The 15,132-nt window shown below is 73.6% G+C and carries 16 protein-coding genes; 6 read left to right on the top strand and 10 right to left on the bottom strand.

Annotated elements, in window-relative coordinates:
• Positions 1-23 precede the first annotated feature (23 nt).
• Complete coding sequence (locus tag ACIDOF_RS23905) at positions 24-632, bottom strand: DinB family protein (RefSeq protein ID WP_409008104.1); 609 nt, start codon at positions 630-632, stop codon at positions 24-26.
• A 297-nt stretch (positions 633-929) separates the two neighbouring features.
• On the bottom strand, positions 930-1,631 hold the full coding sequence (locus tag ACIDOF_RS23900; protein ID WP_409008103.1) for a VOC family protein: 702 nt from the start codon (positions 1,629-1,631) through the stop codon (positions 930-932).
• 302 nt (positions 1,632-1,933) lie between these two features.
• Between ACIDOF_RS23900 and ACIDOF_RS23895 the strand changes: the two genes are divergently transcribed.
• Positions 1,934-2,542, top strand: a complete 609-nt coding sequence (locus tag ACIDOF_RS23895) for a PadR family transcriptional regulator (protein WP_409008102.1) — start codon at positions 1,934-1,936, stop codon at positions 2,540-2,542.
• 120 nt (positions 2,543-2,662) lie between these two features.
• On the opposite strand, the gene ACIDOF_RS23890 is transcribed toward ACIDOF_RS23895, so the two are convergent.
• Both ACIDOF_RS23890 and ACIDOF_RS23885 read right to left on the bottom strand, forming a co-directional pair.
• Positions 2,663-3,091 (bottom strand): SRPBCC family protein, encoded by a 429-nt coding sequence (locus ACIDOF_RS23890; protein WP_409008101.1) that lies wholly within the window; start codon positions 3,089-3,091, stop codon positions 2,663-2,665.
• A gap of 77 nt (positions 3,092-3,168) precedes the next feature.
• Positions 3,169-3,654 carry a hypothetical protein gene (locus ACIDOF_RS23885; RefSeq protein WP_409008130.1) on the bottom strand — a complete coding sequence of 162 codons (486 nt, stop codon included), beginning with the start codon at positions 3,652-3,654 and terminating at the stop codon, positions 3,169-3,171.
• Positions 3,655-3,923: 269 nt separating this feature from the next.
• Between ACIDOF_RS23885 and ACIDOF_RS23880 the strand changes: the two genes are divergently transcribed.
• Both ACIDOF_RS23880 and ACIDOF_RS23875 read left to right on the top strand, forming a co-directional pair.
• Positions 3,924-4,427, top strand: coding sequence for a Clp protease N-terminal domain-containing protein (locus ACIDOF_RS23880; RefSeq protein ID WP_409008100.1), 504 nt, complete (start codon positions 3,924-3,926; stop codon positions 4,425-4,427).
• Between the two features lie 194 nt (positions 4,428-4,621).
• Positions 4,622-5,671 carry an EamA family transporter gene (locus ACIDOF_RS23875; RefSeq protein WP_409008099.1) on the top strand — a complete coding sequence of 350 codons (1,050 nt, stop codon included), beginning with the start codon at positions 4,622-4,624 and terminating at the stop codon, positions 5,669-5,671.
• A gap of 100 nt (positions 5,672-5,771) precedes the next feature.
• Here the strand turns inward: ACIDOF_RS23875 and ACIDOF_RS23870 are convergent, their stop codons facing one another.
• Positions 5,772-6,455, bottom strand: a complete 684-nt coding sequence (locus tag ACIDOF_RS23870) for a pyridoxamine 5'-phosphate oxidase family protein (protein WP_409008098.1) — start codon at positions 6,453-6,455, stop codon at positions 5,772-5,774.
• A gap of 23 nt (positions 6,456-6,478) precedes the next feature.
• Here ACIDOF_RS23870 and ACIDOF_RS23865 point away from each other — a divergent pair, with 23 nt between their 5' ends.
• The gene (locus tag ACIDOF_RS23865) at positions 6,479-7,810 is read left to right on the top strand and encodes an aminotransferase class I/II-fold pyridoxal phosphate-dependent enzyme (protein WP_409008097.1); all 1,332 of its coding nucleotides are present in this window, start codon (positions 6,479-6,481) and stop codon (positions 7,808-7,810) included.
• An 18-nt stretch (positions 7,811-7,828) separates the two neighbouring features.
• On the opposite strand, the gene ACIDOF_RS23860 is transcribed toward ACIDOF_RS23865, so the two are convergent.
• Complete coding sequence (locus ACIDOF_RS23860) at positions 7,829-8,776, bottom strand: DMT family transporter (RefSeq protein ID WP_409008096.1); 948 nt, start codon at positions 8,774-8,776, stop codon at positions 7,829-7,831.
• Between the two features lie 74 nt (positions 8,777-8,850).
• Between ACIDOF_RS23860 and ACIDOF_RS23855 the strand changes: the two genes are divergently transcribed.
• A complete protein-coding gene (locus tag ACIDOF_RS23855; RefSeq protein WP_409008095.1) occupies positions 8,851-9,765 on the top strand; it encodes a LysR substrate-binding domain-containing protein in 915 nt (304 codons plus the stop codon).
• Here the strand turns inward: ACIDOF_RS23855 and ACIDOF_RS23850 are convergent.
• Positions 9,762-10,244 carry a pyridoxamine 5'-phosphate oxidase family protein gene (locus ACIDOF_RS23850; RefSeq protein WP_409008094.1) on the bottom strand — a complete coding sequence of 161 codons (483 nt, stop codon included), beginning with the start codon at positions 10,242-10,244 and terminating at the stop codon, positions 9,762-9,764. The genes ACIDOF_RS23855 and ACIDOF_RS23850 overlap by 4 nt on opposite strands.
• A 162-nt stretch (positions 10,245-10,406) precedes the next feature.
• Here ACIDOF_RS23850 and ACIDOF_RS23845 point away from each other — a divergent pair, with 162 nt between their 5' ends.
• Positions 10,407-11,042 carry a cysteine hydrolase gene (locus tag ACIDOF_RS23845; protein WP_409008093.1) on the top strand — a complete coding sequence of 212 codons (636 nt, stop codon included), beginning with the start codon at positions 10,407-10,409 and terminating at the stop codon, positions 11,040-11,042.
• A gap of 45 nt (positions 11,043-11,087) precedes the next feature.
• Here the strand turns inward: ACIDOF_RS23845 and ACIDOF_RS23840 are convergent, their stop codons facing one another.
• The 3 genes from ACIDOF_RS23840 to ACIDOF_RS23830 form a co-directional block, all read right to left on the bottom strand.
• Positions 11,088-11,582, bottom strand: a complete 495-nt coding sequence (locus ACIDOF_RS23840; RefSeq protein ID WP_409008092.1) for a Rieske (2Fe-2S) protein — start codon at positions 11,580-11,582, stop codon at positions 11,088-11,090.
• A gap of 176 nt (positions 11,583-11,758) precedes the next feature.
• Positions 11,759-13,870 carry a prolyl oligopeptidase family serine peptidase gene (locus ACIDOF_RS23835; protein ID WP_409008091.1) on the bottom strand — a complete coding sequence of 704 codons (2,112 nt, stop codon included), beginning with the start codon at positions 13,868-13,870 and terminating at the stop codon, positions 11,759-11,761.
• 90 nt (positions 13,871-13,960) lie between these two features.
• Complete coding sequence (locus tag ACIDOF_RS23830) at positions 13,961-14,959, bottom strand: SDR family oxidoreductase (protein ID WP_409008090.1); 999 nt, start codon at positions 14,957-14,959, stop codon at positions 13,961-13,963.
• Between the last annotated feature and the right edge of the window lie 173 nt (positions 14,960-15,132).

Here is a 15,132-nt window from a genome sequence, read left to right as displayed (position 1 = left end):
AGCCCGAATCGCCTGCTCAGAGCCTAAGTTGTGGGCTTGTCGGCCGCTCGGGCGGCGCGTTCCAGGCGGTCCCGGTAGTCCTGCCACCAACTGTCGTCACCCGGAGGGATGTTGGTGTTGCCGGCGCCCATGCCGACCGAGCCGTCGAGGAGTTCGCGCAGGATGTCGGCGTGGCCGGCGTGCCGGTGGGTGTCGGCGATGACGCGTACGACGGCGTGGTTCAGCGTCAGTCGGGCGCGTTCGGCGGGCCACCACGGCACGGTGCCGACGGTGTCGAGGGGCAGCGCGTCGATCGTCGCGTCGGCGTGCGCCCACGCGCGGTGGTAGAGGCCGACGACGAACTCCCGCGACTGGTCGGCGGTGGCCCACATGTCCGCGTTGGCCTCGGCGTCCTCCGCGACCCAGGGCAGGGGTTCGCCGTGCGGGCGGCCGAACGTGTCGCCGAGGTAGCCGAGTTCGACGGTCGCCGCGTGTTTGACGAGGCCCAGCAGATTCGTGCCGGTCGGCGTGAGCGGCCGCCGCGCGTCGTACTCGGAGAGCCCCTCCAGCTTCCACAGCAGGGCGTCCCGCGCGGACTGCAGATAGAAGCGGAGCTCGGTCTTCGAGTCGGTCGGGGGTACGAGTGAAGTCATGGGCCCAGTCTGGCGGTTGGGGCGGGTCGGTGGGCCCGGGAGTGGGTGCGTAGGTGCGTAGGTGCGTAGGTGCGTAGGTTCGTTGGGCGTCGGCCGGGCGGCTTTCGGGGCTCCGGGCTGTGGGCTCCGGGACGTGGGCCGTAGGCCGTGGGCCTTGGGCCGTGGGTTTCCGTGTGGGTTGCGGCGGCAGCGGACGGCCAGGCGCGGCTTGTCGTGGCCGGAGCCGTCGAGGCTGCCGGACGCGTCGTGGAGAGGCTCGTCGAAAGGCTCGTCGTGGAAGGTCATCGGCCTTCCGTATCACGAGCCGCCCGTCCCCAGGACGCAGAACTCATGCCCCTCCGGATCCGCCAGTACGCCGTGGCCCAGGTCGGTCGCGCCGAGGGTGCCCAGGCGGGCCAGCTCGGTGGCGCGGTCGGCGTCGGGGTGGGGGAGGAGGGCGAGGCGGAGGCGGTCCGGGAGGGTGCTCGGGGCGGGGGTGCGGAGGAACTCCAGGTACGGGCCGACCCCCTCAGGGTGCCGCAACGCCGCCTGCCCGTCGGCCACTTCGTGCACGGTCCAGTCGGTCGCCGCACTCCAGAAGCGGGCCATCGCGCGCGGGTCCACGCAGTCGACGACCACGGCGGCGATCGGCCCGGTGTCCCGGTACGTGTCGCGCGGTTCGAGCACGCAGAACTCGTTGCCCTCCGGATCGCCGAGCACCGTCCACGGCACGTCGCCCTGGCCCACGTCGGCGGGCGTCGCGCCGAGCGCCCGGAGCCGGGCGACGAGTTCCGATTGATGGGCCGGGGAACTGCTCGCGAGGTCGAGGTGCAGCCGGTTCTTGGCCGCGCGCTTCGGTTCCGGTACGGGTACGACGCCGATCCCCACCGGCCCGCCGGACCCCACGTACGCGCTCGCCCCGCCGTCGTACGCCGGCCACCCCAAGGCCTCCGCCCAGAACCGCACGACGCGGGCGACATCGACCGCCCCGACGTTCACCAGCCCCAGACGCAGCGCCATGCAACCGATCCTAGGCACGCCCCCCGACACCGGCCCACACGGCGAGGCCCGCACGCCGGTGTGTCTCGAACCGGAGGCGCAGGGCCGACACGACACAGCCCCGGACGCCACACGCCCCCGCCTCGGCCGCTCCCACCAGGCTGTTTGCCGAGCGAAGTGTTCCGATATATCGTTGAGGCATCGCGATCGGAACGTGATGGGTCACGGAACTGTCTGTCGATCACTGCACGGCCGGGGCGCGATTCGAGTGAAGTGAGGCATCGGTACGGAAGTACGGACACGTAGAGAAGGAAGTGGTTCCCATGCGTTCGCACGGACATGGACACGGTCATGAGCATCACCACCCCCACTCCCGCCCGCACGGCTGCGGCGAGTTCGAGGGGCGGCGTCCCGCCTTCGGCCCGTTCGGGCCCGGCTTCGGCGGGCCCGGCGGCCCCTGGGGCGGGCGCGGGCGCGGTGGGGGGCGCGGCAGGGCGCGGCGCGGTGACGTACGCGCGTCGATCCTGGCGCTCCTGAAGGAGCGGCCGATGCACGGGTACGAGATGATCCAGGAGATCGCCGAACGCAGCGGCGGCGCGTGGAAGCCCAGCCCCGGATCGGTCTACCCGACGCTCCAACTCCTGGAGGACGAGGGCCTGATCGTCAGCGAGACCGAGGGCGGCAAGAAGCTGTTCTCGCTCACCGAGGCCGGTACGACCGCGGCCGACGACGGCCCCGACGCCCCGTGGGAGGACGCCGGCCGCGGCGTCGACTGGGAGACGATCAACGAGATCCGGCAGGCCGGCTTCGGTCTGATGGAGGCCTTCGGGCAGGTCTGGAAGACCGGCTCGGTCGACCAGCGGCAGAAGGCGCTCGCGGTCGTCAACGAGGCCCGGAAGAAGCTGTATCTCATCCTGGCCGATGAGGACTGAGCGGCACGAAGCTGAGGGGTACGAAGCGGTGCACGCGCCCACGTCGCAGTGAGTGCGTGCACCGCCGTCCGTCCCGCCCCCCCCGGCCCCGTCCCGCGGCGCGCGGGCCGGACCCCGCGCTCACACCACCAGGGCGGACAACTTGCGCAGCGACTCGTTGAGCGCCGCCGTCGCCGACTCCTTCAGCTTGGCGGCCATCAGCGTGACCGCCGCGCCCGTGAACTCCCCGTCGATCCGCACCGTCGTGCCGTCGCCGTCCGGCGTGAGCGAGTAGCGCGTACCGACGTTCACGCCCATCGGGCCCTTGCCGCGGATGGCGAGCGCGCGGCCGGGCTCCAACTCGTCGACGGTCCAGGTGACTTCGGCGGGGAAGCCCATCAGCTTCATGTTCTCCTCGAACGTGCCGCCCTGTTCGAGCGAGGTCGGCGCCCCCTTCGGGAAGCCGGTGTGGGTCGTGCTCCACTCGCCGTAGACGGAGAAGTCCGTGAGCTTCGCCCAGACCTTCTCGGCGGGCGCCTCGATACGTGCTTCGGCGGTGACTTCGGCCATGTGCGACCACCTCTCTCGTCGGGCGCTGCGGCGGGCGCAGCCGGTGTGTCGCGGAACGTAGCGGCGGGGCCCGCAAGTTACAAGACTGACGACCCGTCAGAATCCCCGTCGGGGTCCCCCTGGTGCAGGTTGCCTATGTGGCGTATCACCGCGGTGTCGAACACGTCGTACGCGCGCGGGTGCGGCCCCTCGTCGTGGCAGTGCCAGGCCTCCCAGAACAGGTCGCCGAGCAGCGCGTCCGGCGGGGCGTACACCCGGTACACATAGCTCTTGCCGTCGACGGCGACCAGGGCGACCAGCCAGCAGCCGTACTCCTTGGCGCCCGCCTCGAAGTCGTCGAAGTCGTCGAAGCCGTCCAGCTCGTCGAAGCTGTCGAATTCGTCGAAGTCGCCGAAGTCCTCGGCATACTCGTGGCTCCCGCCGTAGCCGTACTCGTCGTCGTGGCGCCCGTGTCCGTACCCGTATCCGTACTCGTACGCGTAGCCGTATCCGTCGTCCCCGTACCCCGTGTCCTCGGCAGGCGTCGCCGCACCGAGGGTGGTGCCGCGTGGGCCGGAGGGCATCTGGGGGTTCCTTCGCGTGGGTACGTGAGTGGTCCCGGAGGTGTGGGGTGTCGGGTGTGGATGTCGTGGGGCTCTCCTGTGGGACGTGTACGGGTGGGACATGGTTGCGCAGGGGGAGCGAAGCAAGTCGGCGCGCGCCCCTCCGGGCAGAACGGGCAGATCTCATCCGTAAGGAGGAGAACCCGTACATGCATGCCCAACCTGCGTCGGACGCGCAAATGCTTCCCGGCGGGGATGCTACGGCCGATCGCCACTGATGGGGTGGGGATGTGCATAGCCCGACCCCGGCCGCCGAGCCCGGACCGACCAGTACCGCCGCCGACGATCGGCTCAGCGACGAGCTGACCTCGGTCGTCGCCGCCGCGCGCAGGCGTGCGCTCCGGGACGGGGACCGGCACATCGACACCGCGCATCTCCTGCACTCGCTGCTCGAGACCGACCCCGCGGTGCGCGCCCTCTTCGACGACGGCCAGGTCGCCCGCCTCCTCGGCTACCTCGTGCAGCGCAGCATCGGCTACGGGCTGCAATGGCAGGGCACCGTCGAGGATTCCGGCGCCGTTCCGGTCGTACGGGACGCCGCCGGCTGGTCCCCGGCCGCCGCCACCGCGATGGAGGCCGCGCTCGCCCGGGCCGACCGGCGCGGCGGCGACCGGGTCGGCGGGGTCGACCTTCTCGTCGCCCTCGCGCGGGACCCGGAGTGCCGGGCCGTCGAGGTCCTGGGGCGCGCGGGCGTCGACCCGAGGACGCTCGTCGCGCAGGCCCCGCCGCGCTGAGCCTTCGGACCGGCACTTCTCGCACTTCGCGTACGGCACGCGCGCGGCCCTCCACGCCCTGGCGTCGACGGCCCCGTACCTCCCGGTGTCGACGGTCGCGTACTTCTCGGCGTCGGCGGTCGCGTGCCGTGCGGTCTCGCGCACTGAGATGTCAGGCGTAACGGTGGTGACACTCATTACCCGGCTGCCATGATGTGCCGGTGTCCACATCTCACGAGATTCAGGGGAACCCCGCAGGTCCGGGCGGTCCGGGCGGCCGGGGAGCGGGTGGCGGCCGAGGCGCCGGGCTCGGTCTCGCGCTCGTCTCGGCCTTCGCGTTCGGCGGTTCCGGTGTCGCGGCCAAACCGCTGATCGAGGCCGGGCTCGACCCGCTGCACGTCGTGTGGCTGCGGATCGCCGGCGCGGCCCTGATCATGCTGCCGCTCGCCTGGCGCCACCGGGCGCTCGTGGTGCGCCGGCCCGCGCTGCTCGCGGGCTTCGGGCTGCTCGCCGTCGCCGGTGTGCAGACCTGCTACTTCGTGGCGATCTCCCGCATCCCCGTCGGTGTCGCGCTGCTCATCGAGTACCTCGGTCCCGCGCTCGTGCTCGGCTGGATCCGGTTCGTGCAGCGGCGGCCGGTCACGCGGGCCGCGGCGATCGGCGTGGTCCTCGCCGTCGGCGGTCTGGCGTGCGTCGTCGAGGTGTGGGCGGGCATGCGGTTCGACGCGCTCGGCGTGCTCCTCGGCCTCGGCGCGGCGGTCTGCCAGGCCGGGTACTTCATCCTCGGCGACCACGGCAGCGACGCCGGCGAGGAGGCCCCGAACCCGCTCGGCGTCATCTCGTACGGCCTGCTCATCGGCGCCGTCGTCCTCACCGTGGTGGCCCGGCCCTGGACCATGGACTGGTCGGTCCTGAGCGGGCAGGCCGACATGAACGGCACGTCCGTGCCCGGCCTGCTGCTGCTCGGCTGGATCGTGCTCATCGCGACCGTCCTCGCGTACGGCGCCGGGGTGATGGCCGTACGACGGCTCTCGCCGCAGGTCGCGGGCGTCGTGTCCTGCCTGGAGGCGGTCGTCGCCACGGTCTTCGCGTGGATCATGCTCGGCGAGCACCTCTCCGCGCCGCAGGTCGTCGGCGGGACGATGGTCCTCGTCGGCGCCTTCATCGCGCAGAGCAGCACGCCCGCCAAGCCCACCCCCGATCCGGTCGCGGGCGGGATGCCGGACAAGGAGGGCGAGTTGTCGCCCTCGCGCAGCTCCGCGTGACGCTGCGGGCTTTTCGTACGACCTCTGCATGACACTCGGGCCCGGCCGTGGCAGACACGGCCGGGCCCCTTTGCGTCGTACCCGTACCAGTGCCCGTACCTCAGAGGGACCTGAGGTAGTCCGGCAGAGCCACGCCCGGTGCCAGGTCGTCCGCCGGGACCGGGGCGCCGTACGTCGGGGTGACGGGCAGGACGCCGGTCCAGTACGGGAGTTCCCGGTCCTCGGGGTCGTCGTTCGGGCCGCCGGTGCGGGCCTTCGCCGAGACCTCGTTCAGGTCGAGGCTGAGCACGGCCGTCGCCGCCAGCTCCTTGGCGTTGGCGGGGCGCGAGTCGGCGGCGCGGCCCGGCAGCACGTGGTCGACGAGCGCGTCCAGGGCGCTGCGCTTCTCCTCCGGGTCCGTCACCTGGTGGGCGACGCCGTGCACCACGACGGAGCGGTAGTTGACCGAGTGGTGGAAGGCCGAGCGGGCCAGGACCAGACCGTCCACGTGCGTGACCGTCAGGCACACCGGCAGCCCCGGGTCGCGCTGCCCCGCCTCCCGCAGCGGACGCGAACCGGTGGAACCGTGCACATAGAGGCGCTCGCCCACCCGCCCGTACAGCGTGGGCAGGACGACCGGCGCGCCGTCGCGCACGAAACCCAGATGGCACAGGTACCCGGCGTCGAGTATCGAGTGCACCGTCTCCCGGTCGTACGCGGCGCGGTCGCGGGAGCGGGTGGGCACGGTCCGGTCCGTCGGAGCGTACGAGGCCGGGGCGGGCTGCACGGACATTGCGATCTCCATTGCACTAGTGCATAATCTCGTTTGTGCTAGGAGAGTATCGGATCACGGGGAAGCGCGCAGCCGAGATCGCGGCGAGCGTGGAGCGCGGCATCGGCGAAAGCCTGCTCGAACCGGGCCAACTGCTGCCTCCCATGCGGGAGTTGGCGGGCGAGCTCGGCGTCAATCCCAATACGGTCGCGGCCGCCTACCGCACCCTGCGCGAGCGCGGCGTCATCGAGACGGCCGGGCGCAAGGGCAGCCGCGTGCGCTCCCGGCCGGCCAGCTCCGCGCGGGACGCGATCGGCGTCGACGTGCCGGAGGGCGTGCGCGACGTGTCCACCGGCAACCCCGACACCGCGCTGCTGCCGTCCCTGGTCGGCCCGCTCACGGCCGCCGCCGAGCGCGCCGGGCGGGAGCCCGTGCTGTACGGAGACCCCGCCGTGGAGCCCGAGTTGGCACGGGCGGCGCGGGACCTCTTCGACGCCGACGGGGTGCCGGACGGCCCGGTCGCCGTCACCTCCGGCTCCCTCGACGCCATCGAGCGGGTCCTCGCCGCCCACCTCAAGCCGGGGGATGCCGTCGCCGTCGAGGACCCCGGCTGGGGCAGCCTCCTCGACCTCGTCCCGGCCCTCGGCCTGCGCGCGGTCCCCGTCGGCGTCGACGACGACGGCCCGCTGCCCGACGACGTCGACCGCGCCCTCCGCAACGGGGCCCGCGCCCTCGTCGTCACCGACCGCGCCCAGAACCCGACCGGCGCGGCCGTCGGTGCCGCACGCGCGCGTGCCCTGCGGTCCGTCCTCGCCGAGCACCCGCAGGTCCTGCTCGTCGAGGACGACCACGGCCACCACATCGTCGACGTGCCCCTGCACCCCCTCGCCGGCGTCACCGACCGCTGGGCCGTGGTCCGTTCGACGGCCAAGGCGTACGGGCCCGACCTGCGGCTCGCCGTGCTCACCGGGGACGCCGTCACCCTCGACCGGGTGCGCGGACGGCAGCGCCTCGGGCCGGGCTGGGTCAGCCGGCTGCTGCAGTACGCGGTGGTGCGGCTGTGGTCCGAGAAGGCCGTGCACGCGCGCGTGGTGGCGGATTCGTACGGCCGTCGCCGGGAGGCGCTGATCGCCGCGCTCGCCGCGCGCGGCGTCGAGGCGCACGGCCGGACCGGCATGAACGTCTGGGTCCCGGTCGCCGACGAGACGGGCGCCGTCGCCCGCCTCCTGCACGCCGGCTGGGCGGTCGCCCCCGGCGCCCGGTTCCGGATGAACGCGGGGCCCGGCGTGCGGATCACGGTGTCGCCCCTGGCCCCCGACGAGATCGAGACGGTCGCCGACGCGGTGGCGGCGGCGGTGGGGGGCGGGCAGGTGCGGAGATACGGCTGAGCCTGCGCGATCGGCGTCCTATCGGCGGGCTCTGGACTGGGTCAGGGCCGCGCCCGCGATGACGATCAGCGCGCCCACCGGGGTCGACCAGGTCAACGGCTCCCCGAGCAGGGCGACGCCCGCGGCGGTCGCGATCACCGGGATGAAGTACGTGACCATCTGGGCCGTCGTCGGCCCCACCTCCGAGACGAGCCCGAACTGCAGCAGGACGGCGAGCCCCGTGCCCAGGGCGCCGAGCGCCGCGACCGCGAGCAGCGGGACCACCGGCAGGCTCGTCGGCAGTGTCGTGAACAGCGGGGTGACGACGGCCAGTTGGGCCGTTGCCAGGAGCAGCTGGCCGCCCGTGAGGGACAGGTTCGAGTGCGCGCTGCCCGCGAGCGTGCGCCGGACGTAGATCCAGCCGACCGGATAGCTGAGCGAGGCGAGCAGGGCCAGCGCCGTGCCGCGCGCGTCCAGGCCGCTGAAGCCCTGCCAGGCGCCGAGCACGGTGAGCACCCCGAGGAAGCCGAGGCCGAGGCCCGCCACCCGGCGCCGCGTCGGCCGGTCCTCGGACAGCGCGACGAGCGACAGGACCATGCCCCACAGCGGCGACGTGGCGTTGCAGATCCCCGCGAGCGTCGACGGAATCGTCAACTCCGCGTACGCGAACAGGGAGAACGGCAGCGCGTTCAAAAGCAGCGCCGCGACCGCCAGATGCCCCCACGTGCGCGCCCCGCGCGGCAGCCGCTCCCGCTTGACGGCGAGCGCGACGGCCAGCACCGCCGTCCCGAACAGCAGCCGCCCGAAGGTGACTTGGAAGGGCGCGAAGCCCTGCGTACCCACCTTGATGAGCAGGAAGCTGAAACCCCACACCACGGAGAGAGCGGCGAACCGGACGCGCCAGTCGAGGACGGGGCGCGGTCTGTGAGGAGTGGCGGCAGCGGGCGTGGACGGGGCAGTGGGGCGCGGTGTGGTGACGGAGGCCATGACCCTCACGATGGCGGACGCCATTTCGTAGAACAAGCGAGATTTTGTCAGTGGGATTGCGTAGCATCGCTTACATGTTGAATCTGGAGCGCCTGCGGACCCTCGACGCCCTGGCCAGGCACGGTTCGGTGAGCAAGGCCGCCGCCGGGCTGCATGTGACGACGTCGGCGGTCTCGCAGCAGATGACCAAGCTGGAGCGCGAGGTCGGGCAGCAGCTGCTCGCCAAGAACGGCCGCGGCATCCGCCTCACCGACGCCGGGCGGCTGCTCGCCGACCACGCGGGCCGGATCCTGTCGCAGGTCGAGCTGGCGCAGTCGGACCTGGAGGCGCAGCGCGGCCGGGCCGTCGGCGAGCTGCGGATGGCCGCGTTCCCCACGGCCGCGCGCGGGCTGTTCCCCTCGGCGCTGGTCGCGCTGCGTGAGGAGCACCCCGGACTGCGGGTCAGATCACGGGAGTTGGAGCCGGAGGAGGGCGCCGCGGCGGTGGTCCGCGGCGACCTGGACCTGGCGGTGGTCCTCGACTGGTACAACAAGCCGCTGCCCGTCCCGGACGGCCTGGCGAAGGCCCCGCTGCTCGACGACCCGGCGGACGTGGTCCTGCCCGCCGCGCACCCGCTCGCCACGCACGCGGAGATCGCGCTCGAAGAGCTCGCCGAGGAGGACTGGATCACCTGGCCGGAAGGCGCGTACTGCGCGGACTGGCTGCTGTACACGCTCCGCGCCAAGGACATGGAGCCCCGCATACGGCACTACGCGGAGGAGCACCACACCCAACTCGCCTTCGTGGCGGCGGGACTCGGCGTGTGCATCACCCCGCGCCTGGGCCGCGGCGTCCTGCCGGACGGGGTGAGCGTGGTGCCGGTGCGGCAGGGAGTGCGGCGGCACGTGTACGCGGTGTGGCGCGCGGACGCCGACCGAAGACCGTCCATCCGCGCGGCGGTGGCGGCGCTCCAGGAGGCGGGGCAGAGGCTGACGGACCGGGCGGACTAGGAGCCCGCCCCGCCCGGCCCGCCCAGCTTGCGGAAGTCCCACGACACGACGGACTCCGGTACGAGCCGGGCCCAGGCGTGCCGGCCGTCGTGGGGCATGGCGTCGAGCCCGAAGTTCTTGCGGGCGAACAGCTTCTCCGGAACGGCCAGTTCGGGACACGGCTCACCCGTACGCGGCGCCTCGCCCACGAACTCCACGCTGCCCGACAGCTCGACGCCCCGCAGCTCCCCGTACTCCTCGCCCGCGTCCACCACGACCGCGATGCGCGGGTCGGCGCGCAGGTCGGACCAGCGCTTGCTGCGGGTGATGGAGTACAGCCACAGCGCCGTGCCGTCCCAGGCGAACCAGAGCGTGCTGGCGTGCGGGGCGCCGTCCGGCGACACCGTCGCGACCCGGCACGTGCGCTGCTCCGTGAGGAACGCGTCCCGCTCCTCCGGCGTCATCATGATCTTCCGCCCCCTGCGCTGCGTACCGGCCATGCGCCCTCCGTCCCGACGGAACCGGCGCCGTTCGGCCGGGCCGAAAAGGCCCTCACGGCACCTGAACTGACTAAGCGTCAGGAAATCATGAACGCTCTTCCACCCGTACGCAATGGGGGCTACGCTCCGGCGGCCGAGCGACCGCCACCGACAGGGGGACCCATGCCGTCCAGCGACCGGCTCGCCGCACTCCTCGACCCCGCCACCACCGCGCTGCTCACCGTCGAGTGCCAGCGGGGCGTCGTCGGCGAGGAGAGCGCACTGCCCGAACTCGCCCGCGCGGCAAGGGAATCGGGGGCGCTCGGCAACGTCGCACGCCTGGTCGACGCCGCGCACGCCGCGTCCGTGCAGGTGCTGCACGCCGTGGCGGAACGGCGCCCCGACGGCCGGGGCGCGAACCGCAACGCGCGCCTCTTCCGCGCGGCCGAGCGCCTGCCGGTGCAGCAGCTGTCGGGCACGAGCGCCGTCGACGTCGCGCCGCCGATCGAGGTCGCCGAGGCCGACCTCGTCGTACGCCGGCTGCACGGGCTGTCGCCGATCGCGGGCACGGACGTCGACGCGCTGCTGCGGAACATCGGCTGCCGCACGCTGATCGTGACGGGGGTCTCCGCCAACGTCGCGATCCCCAACGCCGTGTTCGACGCGGTCAACCTCGGCTACACGGCGGTCGTCCCGGCCGACGCGATCGCCGGGGTGCCCGCGGACTACACGCCGGTGCTGGTCCGCAACACCCTCGCCCTCGTCGCCACGGTCACCGGCACGGACGAGGTCCTGGAGGCGTGGAAACGGAGTGGCTGAACTCGCGCGCCGGCCGGCCGAGTCGAGCCGTCGGCGGCCCCCTCCTCAGGGCAGCTTGATCTCGTCGCCCGACACCTCGATCTTCGCGCCCGGCAGCGGCTTCGTCGCCGGGCCGTGCTTCACACTGCCGTCGGCGACCGCGAACTTGCTGCCGTGGCAGGCGCAGTTGATGGTGCCGCCCGAGACGTCCCGTACGACACAGCCCTGGTGCGTGCAGGTGGCGGAGAAGGCCTTGAAGTCGCCCGCCGTGGGCTGGGTGACGACGACGCCCTCGTCCTTGAAGATCTTGCCGCCGCCCTCCGGGATGTCGGAGGTCTTGGCGAGCGCGGTCCCGCCGCCTCCGCCCGTGTCGCCGCCGGTCTCCTTCGTCGGGCCGCCCGTCGGCTCCTCGGCGGTCCCGCCGGTGGTGCCCTCCTCGGAGCCGGAGTCGCCCGAACCGCCGCACGCCGCCACGGCTGCGGCGAGCCCGGCGGCGCCCACGGCGGTCACCACGGCACGCCGTGCGGGGTCGAGGCGAGAGGTGTCCTGCGATGCGGCCATGCGATCCTCCATGCGGTCTGGGGTTGCGGGGCGTCCGCCCGCCCCGGGGAGTACGTCGCGCTCCCCGGTTCCGTTCAACGTTCCACCGCCCGGGCGGCGAAATCCAGAGGACGCACGGGCGCCGCGCCAACCCCAGCTCTTCGGCTCGTACGACTTCACCGCCCCGCGTCAGGGCCTCACGGCAGGGCGAGCGCCTCGCGGAGGAAACCGAGTTCGTGCCGGAGCAGTGCGTCGGCCAGGCCCTCGCCGTCGGCGCGGTGCGTGGCCGTCGCCAGCGGCAGCACCGAGTGCGGCCGGCCGGCGGCGAGCAGCGCGGCCGAGAACCGCAGCATGTGCGCGACCACCACGTTGTCGTCGGCGAGCCCGTGGACCAGGAGCAACGGGCGGGTGAGGCGGTGCGCGTGGGTGGGGAGCGAGGCCTCGTCGTAGCGGTCGGGGCGCACGCCGGGGTGCCCCAGGAAGCGCTCCTTCCAGTACGTGTCGTACAACCGCTGGTCGGCCGTGGCCGCGCCCGCGACCGCCGCGTGGAACACGTCCGGCCGCAACAGCACCGCGCCCGCGGCCAGATAGCCGCCGAACGACCAGCCGCGGATCGCGACCCGGCCGAGGTCGAGGTCCGGGTGGGCGTCGGCCGCGGCGTGCAGGGCGTCCACCTGGTCGTCCAGGACCGGCCCCAACTGGTCGCCGTGGACGGCCCGTTCCCACGCCCGGCCGCGCCCCGGCGTGCCGCGGCCGTCGGCGACGAGGACGGCGAAGCCCTGGTCGGCGTACCACTGGCACACCGCCGCATGCCACGGCCGCGCCCGTACGACGAGCTGGACGCCCGGGCCCGCGTACGGGCTCAGCAGCACCGGAAGCCGCCCGCTGCCCGGCTCGTGGCCGGTCGGCAGGTACAGGCGGCCCCGCAACTCCCGCTCGCCGAGGCGGAGTTGCCGCGGAGCCGGACGGACGACGGGCTCCTCCGCGCGGCTCGCGATCCGGCCCGTCTCCACGCCGTCGCGCAGCAGCCGCACCGTGTCGCCGTCCGGGGTGCGGCTCTCCAGCGCGAGCAGCGGCCCACCGGCCACCGCACCGTGCAGCCCCGCTCCCGCGCTGATCCGCGTACAGCCCCGGCCCGGCTCGTACGACCACACATGGGTCTCCTCCGGGTCCTCGCTCGCCGTGAACAGCACCCGCTCCCCGGCCGTCGCCAGGACCTCGCGCACTTGCAGGCCCTCCGGCGTGACGGCGGCGCCGTCGACCTCGATCCCGTCGCTGTCGCCCACCGCGCGGTGCACGACGAGGGCGCCCGACACGGTGCGGGCCGGGGTGCCCGGCAGGGACGTGACCCAGACCGGATCGTGCCGCCGGTGCAGCACGTCGGCGGCGCCGGTCGCCGGGTCGAGGCCGCAGACGTACGCCGTGCGCTGGTCGCGGGTGAGGACGGCGGCGAGCGGGCCGTGCGCGTCCCACGAGGCGTGCGTGACGTACTCGAAGGCCGGGTCCGTCCACTCGCCCCCGGGCCGGCCGTCGGCGTCCGCCGCGGCGGGCAGCCGCATCCGCAGGGGCTCCCCGGCGAGCGGCACGACATGCAGCGTGGTGACCGAGTTGGCCGTGCCCGCCGCCGGGTACCGCACCGCGCGCGGCGGCCGGTCCGGACGCGCCGGGTCCGAGCGGTACCAGCGCTGCACCGGGCCGAGGTCCACGCGCGCGACGAGCAGCGCCGTGCCGTCCGGCGACCACCAGTGCCCCCGGTGCCTGCCGATCGACTCGGCAGCCGTGTGATCCGCAAGCCCGTACGTCACGTCCGCCGACTCCGGCACGGCCAGCGCCCGGTCGCCCGTGCCGTCCACGCCCACCACGCGCAGCGCGCCCCGCGACACGTACGCGACGAGCGACCCGTCGGGGGAGGGGCGCGGGTCGACCACCGGCCCCGCCGTCGGCACCCGCTGCGGCACGCCCCCGTCGGCCGCCACCACCCACAGGGCGCCGCCCAGCGAGAACACCACCACGCGCGCGTGCCGGTCGCAGGCGTACGCGACGATCCCGTCCGACGACTCCCGCGCCCGCTCCCGCCGCACCCGCTCCTCCTCGGGCACCGCACCGTCCCGGTTCAACGCCGCCGGGTCGGCGATCAGCCGCTCCGCGCCGCCCTCGTACAGCCACAGCCCGGCCAGCGGGTCGGAGCCGTGCCCGGAGCGCAGGAACAGCACCCGGTCCCCGTCGGGCGAGACGGTGAGGGCACGCGGAGCGCCGAGCGTGAAACGACGGGTACGGGCGAACTGCAGGGGAAGATCCGGTGATTCCATGGCGGGCACTCTGACAGGGAACGGCCCGGCCCGACACCCCGAGGGGCGGCGACCGGGCCCGGGTCCCTCAGCCGCCGGTGACCCCGCCCGTCACCGATACCCCGTCGCGTCCGCCGGCTTGCCCGCGTCGTCGACCTCCACGAGGTAGCGCCAGCAGTCCGGGCGGGAGCCGTCGAGGTCCGTGAAGCCGTACTCCTGGGCGAGTTGGCCGCTCGACAGCGACGCGCCGTTCCACCGCGCCACGTCGGCGTCCCCCGCGAGCGCCGCCACCGCGCGGCCCACGTACGACGGGGTCTCCGAGATGCAGAAGTGCGGGACCTGCTCCAGGGCGTCGCGCCAATTCGCCTCGGTGACACCGAAGTTGGCGAGCATCATCTCCGAGCGCAGCCAGCCCGGCGTGAGCGCCACGGCCGTCCCGCCGTACGGCTTCAGCTCGTGGGCCTGGACGAACGCCATCCGCAGCACGCTGTTCTTCACCAGGTCGTAGAAGTACGAGTTGCGGTAGTTCGCTCCGTTGTACGCGGCCGTGCCGTCCGTCATCTCCACGACCAGCCCGCCCGGCCTGCGGACCAGCAGCGGCAGCAGGAAGTGGCTCGTGATCGCGTGCGTCTCCACGCCGAGCCGCATCAGCCGCAGCCCGTCGTCCAGGTCGTGCTCCCAGACCGGGGTGTCGAACGCGAACAGCCGCTCCCCGCCCCAGACGTCGTTGACGAGGACGTCGAGCCGCCCCCGCTCCGCGTCGATCCGCTCGGCCAGGGCGCGCACCTGCTCGGGCTCCAGGTGGTCGGTCGGGACGGCGACGCCCTCGCCGCCCGCGGCCGTGACCAGCTCCGCGGTCTCCTCGATCGTCTCCGGGCGGTCGTACTCGGAGCGGCGCCCCCTCGTCGAGCGGCCGGTGACGTAGACGGTCGCGCCGGCCGCGCCGAGCTGTACGGCGATGCCGCGCCCGGCGCCCCGGGTCGCACCGGCGACCAGGGCGACCTTTCCGGTGAGATCGGGGGGCGCTGCGGATGCGGAGCCGGATGCGGATGCGGAGGGGGATGCGGAGGGGGAATCGGATGCGGATGCGGATACGGGCGTGGACTCCATCGAGGTCCTCTCACGGGTTCGGTTCACCGGGCCGGTCGTCGTCCTGCCGCACCATGCTCCGCCCGAATCCCGACACCTACTGGCCTGATTACCCGGCGGAGTCGCGCGACTGCCCGATTGCAGGAACCCGGCCCCGGAGTGAGGCTGGAAAAACCCGAGCGAGCGCAGGAGGA

The organism is Streptomyces sp. Da 82-17, assembly GCF_046098215.1.
Taxonomy (GTDB): domain Bacteria; phylum Actinomycetota; class Actinomycetes; order Streptomycetales; family Streptomycetaceae; genus Streptomyces.
This window is presented reverse-complemented; position numbering and strand designations above follow the sequence as displayed.

What these genes read in the sequence shown, in the direction of transcription:
- ACIDOF_RS23885 (WP_409008130.1), bottom strand. Translation starts at nt 3,654, where the DNA reads ATGCCCTCCGGCCCACGCGGCACCACCCTCGGTGCGGCGACGCCTGCC.
- ACIDOF_RS23895 (WP_409008102.1), top strand. Translation starts at nt 1,934, where the DNA reads ATGCGTTCGCACGGACATGGACACGGTCATGAGCATCACCACCCCCAC.
- ACIDOF_RS23845 (WP_409008093.1), top strand. Translation starts at nt 10,407, where the DNA reads ATGCCGTCCAGCGACCGGCTCGCCGCACTCCTCGACCCCGCCACCACC.
- ACIDOF_RS23835 (WP_409008091.1), bottom strand. Translation starts at nt 13,870, where the DNA reads ATGGAATCACCGGATCTTCCCCTGCAGTTCGCCCGTACCCGTCGTTTC.
- ACIDOF_RS23900 (WP_409008103.1), bottom strand. Translation starts at nt 1,631, where the DNA reads ATGGCGCTGCGTCTGGGGCTGGTGAACGTCGGGGCGGTCGATGTCGCC.
- ACIDOF_RS23830 (WP_409008090.1), bottom strand. Translation starts at nt 14,959, where the DNA reads ATGGAGTCCACGCCCGTATCCGCATCCGCATCCGATTCCCCCTCCGCA.
- ACIDOF_RS23905 (WP_409008104.1), bottom strand. Translation starts at nt 632, where the DNA reads ATGACTTCACTCGTACCCCCGACCGACTCGAAGACCGAGCTCCGCTTC.
- ACIDOF_RS23860 (WP_409008096.1), bottom strand. Translation starts at nt 8,776, where the DNA reads ATGGCCTCCGTCACCACACCGCGCCCCACTGCCCCGTCCACGCCCGCT.
- ACIDOF_RS23840 (WP_409008092.1), bottom strand. Translation starts at nt 11,582, where the DNA reads ATGGCCGCATCGCAGGACACCTCTCGCCTCGACCCCGCACGGCGTGCC.
- ACIDOF_RS23890 (WP_409008101.1), bottom strand. Translation starts at nt 3,091, where the DNA reads ATGGCCGAAGTCACCGCCGAAGCACGTATCGAGGCGCCCGCCGAGAAG.
- ACIDOF_RS23870 (WP_409008098.1), bottom strand. Translation starts at nt 6,455, where the DNA reads ATGGAGATCGCAATGTCCGTGCAGCCCGCCCCGGCCTCGTACGCTCCG.
- ACIDOF_RS23850 (WP_409008094.1), bottom strand. Translation starts at nt 10,244, where the DNA reads ATGGCCGGTACGCAGCGCAGGGGGCGGAAGATCATGATGACGCCGGAG.
- ACIDOF_RS23855 (WP_409008095.1), top strand. Translation starts at nt 8,851, where the DNA reads ATGTTGAATCTGGAGCGCCTGCGGACCCTCGACGCCCTGGCCAGGCAC.